The sequence below is a fragment of the Enterococcus faecalis genome, assembly GCF_029024925.1.
Taxonomy (GTDB): domain Bacteria; phylum Bacillota; class Bacilli; order Lactobacillales; family Enterococcaceae; genus Enterococcus; species Enterococcus faecalis.
In genome coordinates, this window is record NZ_CP118962.1 from 2,505,261 (window position 1) to 2,518,320 (window position 13,060).

The following is a 13,060-nucleotide window of genomic DNA, read 5'->3' on the forward strand; positions in this document are numbered from 1 at the left end:
TGAAAACGTAATTTTCAAAAAAGATATTGTTTTTTTTCACATATAAAGTAGTAATTTTATAAAAAAACAGCGAGAAAACGTCAAAACATTAGTAACAAACACTAACATTTTGACGTTTTCTCGCATTTATTAAATCGAAATTTCCTCAATATTTTTAAAAAAAATAGTGAAAACTAAAATTATATCGTTTTCATAGACAAAACGTACATTTTTTCTTACGAAAATTGATAATCACTCGCTGACTATTCTCTAATCAAAGCTTGCGTTGTACAACGGAAAGAACCACCTAACATTCTAGAAACATGGTAATCAATTGCCTCAACTTTGATACCTTTTGCTTCTATTTGAGGAATTAAGGTTGTAAACGATTGGTCTGTTATATACGTTTCTTCGTTAAGCGGCAGACCATTTGTCACTAAATACGCTGCTTCTTGCAAAGTAACGTGAATTTTTTCCCAGTTTGCTAATTGCGCAGGAAGTCCATCCAAAAAGGCCTCTTCACAAACAATCATCAAGCCTTCTCTCAACAAGCTTAACGCACAATCTAAGTGGAGAATATGCGGATGTAACCGAACCGGCACCACTTCATAACCAAAATGACCAATCATATTGGCTAACCACTGAATTCCTGCTAGGTTACTTGCCAAGCCAGAGTAGCCCACAAAAATTGTTTTTCCTAGAACTAAAACATCGCCGCCTTCAATAAAGGGACCTGCTTCACTTAAAGCCCCTTCAGAAATGTCAGGTTGTGGCGCAGCAAAATAATAGCCTTCTGCTTCTTGTGTCCACTGCTGAATAATCGGACGAATTGGTAAAATTTCTTGTCGACGGTGTTGAAATCTTAAGTTTCCTTCTATTAAGAGATTGCCAATTGTAAAAAAAGGGTCTCGTGAAAAGAAGTTACTATATCCTACGCCCAATTCCTTGCCATGTTCTTTTTCATAGGTTGTCAATAAACGTGGACGAAATACTTCTACGCCATAAGATTCTAATACTCCTTGCATGACTTCTTTTTCTTTTTCCCAACGCACTTGTTGTTCTGGTGCAAAGTCTGCTAAATCACGCCCTTCATTATTCTGTGTTAAACGGGCATTTTCCTCTGTTAAAAAAGTCGTATCCGCTTCATCAAATTTATCTGGTAAACAAAATTGCGATTGTGCTAAAACAACTGAACGCAATGGTGCAAATTCACTTTCAACATGCATTTTTTTCATTATTTGACCTCACTTTTATCTGGTTACCTTCATTATAACAGAGATAAAATTTTTATGCCTTCAATGAAGAAAAAGCAGAACTTCTATACGTTCTGCTTTTTCTTCATTTTGTTATTTGCCAATACCTTTATCTTTAATCTCAGCTTTTTGCCCGGTGCCATCTACTAAGCCAAAAATAATCTTCGCTTGGTCTGTATTATCAATTTGTCCTGAAAAAGCTTCTGCTTGTGGGCCATAAGCATAGACATTTACATCTTCTCCTGTGTGTCCGCCAGTAGTCCAACCAGTATTCGAACGTTCATCAAAAATCTTTCTTAATGCCTGAGCGATTTTTTCAACATCTTTTGACTCCGACGCTGTTTTCACTGCTTTCAATTCAGCCTCACTTAATTGAAAATCAATATACTCAGTCACTGTTTTTTCCACATTACCATTTTTAATAATTTCTTCTGCCATGAAATCAGGCGTGCGTTTTGCCGCATGTAAAGGCTCCGTCAACCAGTTGTATTGATCTCCTTTGCCTAAAGACAAGCCCCCTGTTGAATGATCTGCAGTTGTAACCACCAATGTTTCACCATCTTTTTTGGCAAAATCGATGGCCTTTTCAAACGCCGCTTCGAAGTCTTGCATTTCGCTCATCGCGCCAACAATATCATTGCTATGCCCGGCCCAATCAATTTGACTACCTTCAACCATTAAAAAGAAACCTTTTTCATTTTTATCTAACCGTTGAAGAGCCGCTTCTGTCATATCAGCTAATGAAGGGACTTCTTCCGTTCGGTCAATCATTTTAGGTAGCCCGCCTGGTGCAAACAAGCCTAAAATTTTGTCGTCTTGGTTCTCATTTAACGACTTTTTGTCTGTGACATGACCATAACCCGCTTGGGAAAATTCTTTGACTAAATCACGATCTTTCCGGGCAAATAATTCGGAGCCTCCGCCAAGTAACACATCGACTTTGTGTTGTCCGTCGATTTGATCATCAAAATAGTCATCGGCGATTTCTGCCATATTTTTGCGTGAAACATTATGTGCGCCATATGCAGCAGGGGTTGCATGTGTTATTTCAGATGTTGCTACAAGACCCGTTGATTTCCCCACTTTTTTCGCACGTTCGAGCACTGTTTCTGTTTTGGACTTGTCATTATCGAGTGCAATAGCATTATTATAGGTTTTCACTCCGGCAGCCATCGCTGTCGCTGCGGAAGCTGAATCGGTGACATTCTCTTCTTCATCTTCTGGATAAGTGGCTTGCTGTCCGACCAAATAGGTATCAAAAGCTGTTTGGGGAACACGCTTGTCTGAGTGATTGGCTTTGAAATAGCGATAGCCCGTTGTATACGGATTCCCCATGCCATCTCCAATCATAAAAATAACATTTTTTACTGATGCTTTTTCAGATTCAGTTGCCTTCGCTTCAGCAACCTCTGTTTGTTTTTCGCCGCTTTTCTGTTCAGATAAATTTGTACAACCCGCTAATGTTGTGAATGTTAATAAGGTAACCCCTAGCAAAGCTCTTTTCTTCATTTCCTTGTTTCCTCCTTCATATCTACCCATACATTGACTATAACAAGTCTTAGTTGATTTCTGATAAATAACAAGTAAACAAAGTGTTAAGTTGTTGTATTGCTTCTGTTAAGTTCCTTATTTATCGCGTCTTGCTGCTCTTTTTTCGGCCTCTTTGCGTAATTGTTTCTGCGCTTTTTTTGAGCCGCGTTCAATATCTTTGAGTTTCTTTCGTTCATGGAAATCTGTAAATAAACTTTCTAAATCATAGTCTTGCGGATATAGATCTTGTGCTTTCGCTTGTAATTTCAACCGTCTTCGTGGTACATTTTCAATTTTATCATTCACAAATACTTGGATTTCTTGTTCACCCTCATCTGTAAAAACCAACCCAATTTGTTGTGTTTCTGTCAATAGGACACGATCACCTTTTTGATAACGGTGTGTTTCTTCTACAAACGTGGCAAAGGTCGTTTCTTTTGCTTTCAGGGGTTTAAATAGACTTCGATTAGTAGGGTATTCTTTCCGCTGAATATAATGAGCCGCCTTTTCAATGAGCTGTGGCTCCATCTTCATTTTACGTGCAATCCAAAGCGCCTGACTATCGCCAACTTCACCAATTTTCAATTGATATTTGGGCGTTAATGTTTCACGATCGAAGGCCATTGCGGCGGACACAAAATCGTCATGCTCTTGGGCAAAACGTTTAATTTCACCATAATGGGTCGTTGCAACTACCAAGGCTCCCTTTTGATACATCGTTTCCATGATAGCAATCGCTAAGCCAGCTCCTTCGTTCGGCTCGGTACCACTGCCAATTTCATCTAATAAAACAAGCGTGTGTCGCTTAACATTACGCAACATTTCCGCAATATTTTTCATGTGCCCAGAAAAAGTGCTTAACGCATTTTCCAGATTTTGCTGATCACCAATATCGACAAAAATTTCATCTAATACTGGAATCTCTGTGCCCGCTTGTGCTGGAATTTGCAACCCAAATTGTGTCATGACAGTCAATAAGCCAACTGTTTTCAAGACAACCGTTTTACCACCAGCATTGGCACCTGTAATGACAAGTCCTCGATACTCTGCTCCTAAAGAAAACGTCAATGGTACTGCGTGTTCTAATAAAAGAGGGTGTTTTCCTTGAACAATGCGCAAGCGTTCTTCTTTGTTTACTTTTGGCGTAATCCCACCAATTTCGCGACTATACTTTCCTCGTGCAAAAATAATATCTAAGGTGGTCATTGTATCGACGGCTTGATCGACTAGTCGTTCTTGCTCATTGATTAACCCTGTTAGTTCTGCCAAAATTTGATATTCTTCCGCTGTTTCTTCCGCTTTTAAGAGTGTCAATTGTTCATTTAATTTACTAATTGCTACAGGTTCAATGAAGACCGTTTGTCCTTTATTGGATTGCTCAATGATTGTGCCTGAAACCTTATTTTTATAGCTAGCTTTGATTGGTACCGTGTAATGTTCCCCTTTTTTCACCATCATATTTTCTTGAATATACAGTTGATTATTTTTATTACGTAAAAATTTGGTGACTTTTGTTTCAATTTCTTGTTGGCATTCATTGATTTGACGCCGGATTTTCCGAAGTTGTCGAGAAGCATCGGTGGCAACTTTTTGATTATGGATTTTCGTATAAATTTGTTCTTCAATTGCTCTGAAATCAGCTAAGTGCTGGCTGTAACTAAATAGGCGTGGTGTTTGGTATTGATTTTTTTCAAAAAACTTCTGGATTCGCTGACTACTTCTTAAAAAGTCAGCGACCTCAATCAATTCGTTTGGTGTAAGGATTAAGCCTTTTTTCACTTGTTGAAGCAAGCGGGTAATTTGGCTCAAGCCCATGAAAGGGACGTGTTGTCCGCTATCAATAATTAAGCGGGCCTCGGTTGTTTCCGTTAAGCGGGACTGCACTGTTTCTAAACGTGTTGCAAGGACCATTTTCGCCAACCGTTCTTTACTATACTCGCCAATCGCACGTGTTTGAACTTCTTTAAGAATTGTTGTAAATTGTAATTTTTGAATGGTTTCATGATTCATTTGTTTTTTCTTCCTTTCTATCACGAAAAGAATACCTGGCGCCTTTAAATAAAAACCAGTTTCTACAGAAAAAAGAGGACAGCGTTCTACCGCTGTCCTCTTTATCATTGGATAAAGGTTACTAAAGAAACCTCTTTTAAAGGAGGTATTTAGTAATTGAGATGACTGACAGGTATCACTTTCTAAGCACACCAAATAAACCTTGCTTGGTTCACTGGTTATTCAACTTATCAATTAGATACCTACGACACTCACCAAAATACCCCACATTCATTTGTTGGTTTTTATTTATTCTCCACTTGAGAGTAGCAAATCTGGCGAAGAAAGTCAAATAAAGATTGGCCCTTTACTTATTCAATGTGTTTTTCATCATGGTTAGTAACGTTTTCACGTCTTCTGTTCTAGTGTCCCCTGTTTCTTGATCGATAATTGAGCTGTAGACATGAGGAATGATTTTTTTAACGCCGGCATCCACCGCAATTTGAACAATTTCTTCAAAGTTTTCTAAATCAATGCCCCCTGTTGGCTCTAAATAAAAGTCATACTTGGCACAAGCTGCTGCTACTGCTTGGTATTCTTCTTTGTGAGCCAAGCCTTTCATCGGGAAATATTTAATGGAACTGCCTCCCATGTCTTTCAACAATTTGATGGCGGTTTCGATAGGTACTTCCGCCGCTGGCGCACCCGAGCTTAACGGACCTGTCGCAATGTTAACATAGCCAACTTTGCCTGTGGGTGAAACCAAGCCATTAATTACTGTTTCGTCTTGACGAAGTAAGGCCCGCGAAGCGCCGACACCTGTGAAGACTTGGTTCACGTGTTGCGGTTGTAGAACTTCTGATAAGCGAGCCACCATTTGACTTTGATTAGGATCGCCAGCCCCCAAGCCGACAGATAAAGCGTTGTTGGTTGCTGCTTGGTATTTTTTCATATCGTCAATGGCTGCTTCATCGGTTTCATAGTTTTTTGAAAGGACGCCTAACACAACATGCCCTTCTGCTGCTTCATAACAGGCTTGGGCATTTTCTACTGAATTGGCTAAGACGTTTAAACAAATGCGTTCTTCTAAATAATTAGGTTTTAATGACATGGCTTATTTCTCCTTTGTGTCCATAATTTCTTGTAATCGTTGCACGATTTTGTTCATTTCTTCTTGATTGACAGAACGAATGTCAAACTCAATGATGCCATTGTTGGCTTGATATTCTCGCGTATAAATAGCTGGACTTTCTGCTTTTAACGCTTGGATGACTTCCTTGGCGGTTTTTCTGCCGTCCACTTTGACACTGGCGCGATAAATGTCTCGTCCGGCGCCATCTTGGACGATTTTAGCGGTTAAATCTGACAGGTTGTTGATGGCTTCAACAAACGGTTTTAAGCGTTCTTGCATCGAAGCCTCTGATTCACTGCCATGCGCCAAGTATTCTTCCACTGCTTGCGTAAAGCCTAGGATATTGTCTTTGCCAATTTTCATTGCTCGACCAATGCCTTTGCCTTGTAGGCGCACCCAGTCAATGTATTCTTTTTTCCCGACCACTAAACCGGCACTTGGCCCTTCGATGGCTTTGGCGCCGCTGTAAATCACCAAATCAGCGCCTGCTTCAGTGTATTTGAAAAGATCTTCTTCTGCTGCCGCGTCAACAATTAGCGGCACCTTGTGGCGTTGCGCCACTTTGGCCGCTTCGGCCACCGTCAGCATACTTTTTTGCACGGTATGATGGCTTTTGATGTATAGAATGGCCGCTGTTTTTTCGGAAATCATCATTTCCACGTGTTCTGGACTGCACATGTTGGCGTAGCCAGCTTCCACCACTTGGCCGCCGCCTTGCGCTACCATGACTTCTACAGGCGTACCGTAGTCCACGTTGTGCCCTTTAGGTAAAATAATCTCTCGCTGTTCGATTTTTTCTGTATAGGGATGATACGCGTGGTACAAGCTGCCTTTTCCAATCAAGGCAGCCACCGATTGGGCAATCCCCGCCGAAGCCGAGGAAACGATTTGGGCATCTTCTACCTTCAACAAGTTGGCTAAAAAAGCTCCTGTTTGCACACTAAGTTCACTCATTTCAAAGAAATGTTCGCCGCCGAATCGTTGAGCCGCTAGGACTGCCTCCGAAACTTTGGAGACACCTAGAATGGTCATTTTGCCAGAAGCATTGATGACTTCTTTCAAGTGGAATTTTTCGTAACTATTCATTATTTTCTCCTTTATAACAAACCAAAGAATGAAGTGACCAAACTAACTAAGACAATCGTGCCGATAATGATACCGTAACGTGGGCCTTTTTTTACCATGAAGAAATAAATAGCCATGACTGCTGCTAAAGGAAGTAACCCTTTCATAATTTGATCTAGGATATCTTGTAAAACAATCGTGGCACCGCCAGTAACTTTAAACGTCATCGGGCTAGCAATTTTAACATAACTCGCACTTAAAGCGCCCATCATCATCATTCCTAAAACATTTGCTGAATAAATGACTTGCTTAATTTTGCCGTCTTTTAACAAACTTAAGATTGAATTACGCCCTAATGTATAGGACTTATTTACTAACGTCCAACTGATGTATAACGTAATGGCTGTGTACAGAACCAACGGACCGATACTTCCAATCACGTTACCTCCTTTAGCCATTGGAATAAAAATGGAAATGATTAACGGCATTAATGCTGCCCAAATAATCGAATCACCAATCCCAGCCAGCGGACCCATCAGCCCAGTTTTAATCGATGTGATCGCCGTATCAGAGATCGCTGCGCCATTGGATTTTTCTTCCTCCATAGCAATTGCAATCCCTTGAATGGAAGCCCCTACTGTTCCTTCAGTATTAAAAAAATTCAAATGACGTTTCAGAGCTTCTCTTTGTTGTTCTTCATCGTCTGCGTAAAGTTTTTTAATTGCAGGAATCATCGATGCACAAAAAACTAAACTTTGAAGACGTTCATAAGAATTGGATAATTCACAGCCTAGTTGATAAATCCAAAAGGCTTTGGATAATTCTTTTTTTGTAATTTTTTTCTGTTCCAATTGTTGTTCATTTGCTTGTGTCATTTGTTCCATTATGCTGCCTCCTCACTCAATGCCTTGTTTCTAACTAAAAAGGCAATACAGATTCCTAAAATAGCGACGGCCATAACTTCTGCGCCAAAATATACTACTGCAACAAAACCAATTAAAAAATAAGGAATCAAATTTTTCTTGCCAATTACCATAATTGTTAAGGCGAAGCCTAACGCTGGTAAAATACCACCCATTACTTCAAAGCCGTGCATCAACCATGCTGGGATAACTTCTAAGACTTTATTCACCACGGATTGACCAAAAAAGTTCGCCGCAAAAACCAACGGAAAGCGAATTAAAAATCCTGCTAAAGCTGGATAAACAAACGCAGCTCGGTAAATCCCCCCATAATTTAACTCTTCCGCATATTTATCAGCCATATGCACCCACGTCGCATTGATGGTGCGCCGTAATTGATCCATAAAGACGCCTAACACACCAAAAGGAACAGCTAGTGCAACAGCCGCCTCGGCATTCATTCCCACACCTAAAGCAATCGGAATCGCGATTGCTGAAGCTAAAGCCGGATCACTAGGCACATTGCCACCCGGTGTGGAGGTGACTCCGAGATAAACAAGTTGAATCCCCGCCCCCACAACCATTGCTTCACTAAGTTTTCCTGTTGCTAAACCAGCCACCAACGCTGCACCTAATGGCTGAGACAGCATGCCTGAAAATGTGTACCCAAAACGCAAACGTGCAAACCAATAATAAAGTCCCATAATAATTGAAACACCTAAAACGCCCATATGATTCTCTCCTTTTTCTCTGATTATAGTGATTGATATTTTTCAATTAATTTTTGAATTGGTAGGGGATTTTCTTCGGGAATCGCTTGGAAGAAAACATGGATGCCCTTCGTTAAAAGTTCAGTCAAAATTGCAACATCTTCTTCAGATAAATTGATATTTTTTAAAACATTTTTCCGATTTGGTCCGCCACCTAAGCCACCAACTTGAATCTCCTCTTTAATAATTTCTTGGTCCACCATCGCTTTTAAGGTCGTTAAATCTGGCACTAAAAATAACACCTTTTTCTCTTCCTTTTCTTGCGATTCCCAATATTCTTTGGCACTTTCAATCCCTTTAATTACTACAGAAACCCCTGGAGGCGCCGCCATTAAATAAATACTTTGTAAAAATTCATCTTGCTCTAGTTCATCACTCACTACCAAAATTTCATTTGCACCTGATTGTTGTAACCATTTAGTCACTACTTGTCCATGGATTAAACGGCTATCGACTCTTGTTAATACGATTTTTGACATTCTGTTCACCTGTACTTTCTTATTTTGGAATTTCTAAAATTTGACAACTGTCTACTGCTGCTTGTTGAATCATCTCTGCATCTTGTAAACGAAATCCAGGACCACTTTGTTTCATGACGGATTCTAATAATAACGATGTGCATAATCCTGACACAATCAGGAGGTCATAATCTTTTGATAAACGTAATGCAACGTTACTAGGTGTGCCGCCTTTAACATCTGTTAAAATTAGCAACTGGTTGTGCCACGTTAATTGGTCAATTGTTTCTGTGACTCGTTCTAAATAATCCCCCAGTGAATCCTCTGCTTGTAATGCAACTTCATGTACATTTGTGACTTCTCCAACAATCATCTGGACGCTTTTGACTAATTCCAAGCCCCAACCATTGTGTGTTAAAAGTAAAATTGGTTCATTTTCCATAAACAAACTCCTTTGCTAATTAATCATTTTATTAAAAGCAATAAGTGTGCCAACTTTCATTTCCGTTTGAATTAAGCCTTTTCAAAGAGCAATTCATAAATATAGCGCACTTCCAAAGGTGGAATCAACAGATTATAGGACACTTCAAGCGGTCGAAACGCCATTTTTATGACAGATACAGCTTCTGGCAACTCTCGATATGACACTTCATAAGCTGTCGGGTCATATTCTGGATTCAACAATTGCCGTTCTAACATACAAGCACAATGAATGATAAAACGAAGTAAAATCTTTTCGTCACTTTTTATTTTAGTTTGCAAGCAAATGTCTGAATAAATCTTAGCTAATTCGATTGAAATGGTTGTAGGATTCAAAACCGTTAGTAAGTCTGTAATAGCTTCGATTGATAATCCTTGAATATATTTAGCTGAAACTTTTTTTAGTAACTCTTGGTTTTGTTTTTCTTCTAAATGATGGCCTAATAATTCGAAAACTAGCTGAATGCCCCGCTTCGATAGTAAATCTTGTAAAGAAATAAACGGAATATCTGGCACTTCTGTCTTTACGGTGCCAATGATACCAACGATTTTCTCTTCTTTCCGAACAAAAGAATGCAAGCGATCAATGTCTTCCACTTCTCTTTTCTCTAAAGTAATGATGCGTACATTCGTTAGTAATTCATTGGGAAAAGTTTTTAGTAACAATTGTTCAATTTTAATAGCAGTCCCCATGCCAGTTAGACAGGAAATAATGAGAACTTTTGCCTCGTTGAAGCGACCTTTACTGCAAATCAAGGCGCGATGATTTTTTTCTTTTAAGACTGGTAATAGATACTCAAACGCCGTCGATTCATAAATGACTTCTCGGGCCACTTCTAGCAATGTTAAGAGATTGATATTGCTAATTAGCAGCACTTCCATTTGAAACGTTTGACTGATAGCATTACCAAAGTAAACCAGGGAACCGATGTCCACCATTAAAATAATTTTTTTATACTGATTTTGCTTTACAATTGCACGGACTTTTTCTAATGTTTCTTCCACGGATTGATTAATCGGCATATCAACTGCACGCATGACCGTTGTTGAAAACAGAAGGTTGGTGTACTCAACCATACTGCTGGCCGTCGCGGTACCATGAGCAACGACGATAACGCCACAGTTTTCTTCGACTGAGTGCGCTCTTTTTTTAGCTGTGACTTTACGAATAAATAGATCAAAAAAGAGAATTTCCGTATCAGCAAAAGAAATCCCAAACAATGTTTGTAGAAAGTCCACCATGGTCTTAGCAGCTTGATACTGGGTTACTTTGCCAGAATAGATATTTTTGGTATCTGAATAAAACGTTTCATTCATTTGTGCAGAATAAAAAACAGCAGAATAAAGGTGGACAATTAAAATATTCTGGAAATCCTCTGTCAATTTTTCTTGGATTAATTGTTCAAAAAAGACAATGGCTTCTTGAATTTTTGGCTGCAATGTTTCGTCAATGGCCTCTATGGCTAGCGGTTCTTGAGCAAAAATATCCATATCATAAAGTTGCTCGACTTTGTTTTGCATGATTGCTAGCGCATCCTCTGTCGAAAGAGTTAATTTTTTCAAATCCGCATATTCTTTCAATAGAAAATTATAAAAACGATCATTTTTCAGACTTTCCGATTTGAGTAACTCTTGACTGCTTAAATAAAAATGGTTGTATTGAATCGTGAGGCCATCGTTAGGTATCCACTCATTAAAAGCCAGCAGACTTTCTACATCAGGTTGCTCTTTGACTGTCCCCTCGTTTGCTTCAATGCAAATAGTTTCCGTTAATTGATCGAATACTTCTAAATAGGCTTGTGCGCTCATAAATTGAATCGCCGCTTTCAATTCGCCAACGTTGGCTTCAAAATGAGTAAACGTTAATTGTTTCAACGCCTCATAACGAATATGGATATTCTTTTGAATCCGTTGACTTTCTTCTAAGAAAAAGGACAAAATCAATTGAATTTTTTCTTTCAAAGAGCGCTCGGCTAAAGCTGGAATGGCTAATGTCACAGGGATCCTTCTTAAAAACGTTTTCAAAAAATGTTGATTGACGGCTTCGGTTGTTGCAAAAATAAATTTTATCGATACATTTCTTTGTTTTTCGGCTTCACCCATCCGTGTAAAATACCCTTTATCCAAAACTGTAAACAATTTTTCTTGGCCTTCGCTCGTTAATCGATGGACTTCATCTAAAAATAAAAAACCGCCATCTGCCAACTCCACTAAGCCTTTTTGGTCATTGACGGCACCAGTAAAACTGCCTTTTTTATAGCCAAACAGATGCGAAGTTAATAATTCTGGATTGTTGAAATATTCTGCACAATTAAAATAAATAAACGGAACTTCTTGGTTCATTTTAACTTGATAAAATTGGTGTAATTGTTCCGCAATTAAGGTTTTCCCCACCCCAGATTCTCCAGTAAGTAAAATATTCAAGCCATTAGGCGGATATAAAATAGCGGCTTTCAACTTCTTGATGGCGTCTGCTAAGCTCCCATCAAAACCAATTACGTTCGCAAATGGATTCATTTTCAGTAGCTGCTTTTTCTTATGTATCTGTTCTGTCTGTTGATAAATGTCCTCTTGCAGCGAAGCGAGGGAATCATAGCACGTGCTACTTTTAAAAAAAGGAAACTGTTCCTCTAAGTAGTCTTTATCAAAAAATAACACCGGTCTTGATTTAACTTTAACGACTTGGTCTTTTCTCACTAATTCTGAAAGCTCTTCACTAACAGCGGTTCGGGTATAGCCAGAGGCCTGACTTAATTGCGAAGCCGTTGCGGGCAACAAGGTTTCTTTGCTACTTGGATTTTGTACGTGAAACTGTTTTAACGCTTGATGAATATTATCAATTCTCATAGTCTTTTCCCCATTTCTTTTTTGATCCAAAAGTTAATTTATTATACATTAAAACGGAAGCGGTTTCTTATTTACCATAAAAAAAATCAAGTCTTTAACCAAAAGATTAAAGACTTGATTTTTATTCTCCGTATTGTACAAGTTGTGTATTTTCACAATGAAAGTCCAAGAAATCTTGGATTTTTTTACCATTGAAGTAGTTATCAATGACTCGCATGACCGCATTGTGGCAAACAAATAGGTAAGTTTCCTCTGAAGCCAAGGCTTCCTCAATCAGGGGATAAATTCGACCCGCGACATCTAGGACTGATTCCCCTTCTGGAAACGGCAAGGAAATCTCAGAACGATTTTCTTGGAAAGCCGTTGTTTCAATCGGTTCACCATCATAAATGCCAAAATTCATCTCAATTAAACGAGGTTCTGTTTCAATCGTCAATTGATTTCGTTCTGCAATTTTACGGGCTGTTTCTTGCGCCCTTTTTAAAGGCGACGCCAGTAAACGGTCGATTTGAATTCCTTGTTTGGCAATTTTTTCAGCTACCAATTCCGCTTGTTGATAGCCTTTTTCGGTCAATTGCGCTTCCGCATGACCACAAATTCTACGGGCCACATTATAATCTGTTTCACCATGTCTCACTACGTACAGCATTTTTCC

The 13,060-nt window shown here is 39.1% G+C and carries 11 protein-coding genes; all 11 read right to left on the minus strand.

What is annotated here, in order from left to right; translation table 11 throughout:
- Positions 1 to 242: 242 nt before the first annotated feature.
- Positions 243 to 1,214 (minus strand): dimethylarginine dimethylaminohydrolase family protein, encoded by a 972-nt coding sequence (locus PYW42_RS12485; RefSeq protein ID WP_002359145.1) that lies wholly within the window; start codon positions 1,212 to 1,214, stop codon positions 243 to 245.
- Between the two features lie 111 nt (positions 1,215 to 1,325).
- On the minus strand, positions 1,326 to 2,771 hold the full coding sequence (locus PYW42_RS12490) for an alkaline phosphatase (protein ID WP_002387323.1): 1,446 nt from the start codon (positions 2,769 to 2,771) through the stop codon (positions 1,326 to 1,328).
- 87 nt (positions 2,772 to 2,858) lie between these two features.
- A complete protein-coding gene (locus PYW42_RS12495) occupies positions 2,859 to 4,772 on the minus strand; it encodes an endonuclease MutS2 (protein WP_010709066.1) in 1,914 nt (637 codons plus the stop codon).
- 346 nt (positions 4,773 to 5,118) lie between these two features.
- The gene (dagF, locus tag PYW42_RS12500; protein ID WP_002361094.1) at positions 5,119 to 5,862 is read right to left on the minus strand and encodes a 2-dehydro-3-deoxy-phosphogluconate aldolase; all 744 of its coding nucleotides are present in this window, start codon (positions 5,860 to 5,862) and stop codon (positions 5,119 to 5,121) included.
- A gap of 3 nt (positions 5,863 to 5,865) precedes the next feature.
- Positions 5,866 to 6,969, minus strand: coding sequence for a DgaE family pyridoxal phosphate-dependent ammonia lyase (locus PYW42_RS12505; RefSeq protein ID WP_010816195.1), 1,104 nt, complete (start codon positions 6,967 to 6,969; stop codon positions 5,866 to 5,868).
- Positions 6,970 to 6,980: 11 nt separating this feature from the next.
- Entirely contained in the window at positions 6,981 to 7,832 is an 852-nt protein-coding gene (locus PYW42_RS12510) for a PTS system mannose/fructose/sorbose family transporter subunit IID (RefSeq protein WP_002359140.1), read from the minus strand.
- Positions 7,832 to 8,581, minus strand: coding sequence for a PTS mannose/fructose/sorbose/N-acetylgalactosamine transporter subunit IIC (locus PYW42_RS12515; protein WP_002355079.1), 750 nt, complete (start codon positions 8,579 to 8,581; stop codon positions 7,832 to 7,834). The genes PYW42_RS12510 and PYW42_RS12515 overlap by 1 nt, the downstream gene beginning before the upstream one ends.
- A gap of 23 nt (positions 8,582 to 8,604) precedes the next feature.
- Positions 8,605 to 9,099 (minus strand): PTS system mannose/fructose/N-acetylgalactosamine-transporter subunit IIB, encoded by a 495-nt coding sequence (locus PYW42_RS12520; protein ID WP_002355078.1) that lies wholly within the window; start codon positions 9,097 to 9,099, stop codon positions 8,605 to 8,607.
- 19 nt (positions 9,100 to 9,118) lie between these two features.
- Positions 9,119 to 9,520, minus strand: a complete 402-nt coding sequence (locus tag PYW42_RS12525; protein ID WP_002410934.1) for a PTS sugar transporter subunit IIA — start codon at positions 9,518 to 9,520, stop codon at positions 9,119 to 9,121.
- Between the two features lie 71 nt (positions 9,521 to 9,591).
- Positions 9,592 to 12,405: a sigma 54-interacting transcriptional regulator gene (locus PYW42_RS12530; protein WP_010709064.1), complete on the minus strand. Its 2,814-nt coding sequence runs from the start codon at positions 12,403 to 12,405 to the stop codon at positions 9,592 to 9,594.
- Positions 12,406 to 12,526: 121 nt separating this feature from the next.
- Complete coding sequence (locus tag PYW42_RS12535; protein WP_002359138.1) at positions 12,527 to 13,054, minus strand: histidine phosphatase family protein; 528 nt, start codon at positions 13,052 to 13,054, stop codon at positions 12,527 to 12,529.
- Positions 13,055 to 13,060: the final 6 nt, after the last annotated feature.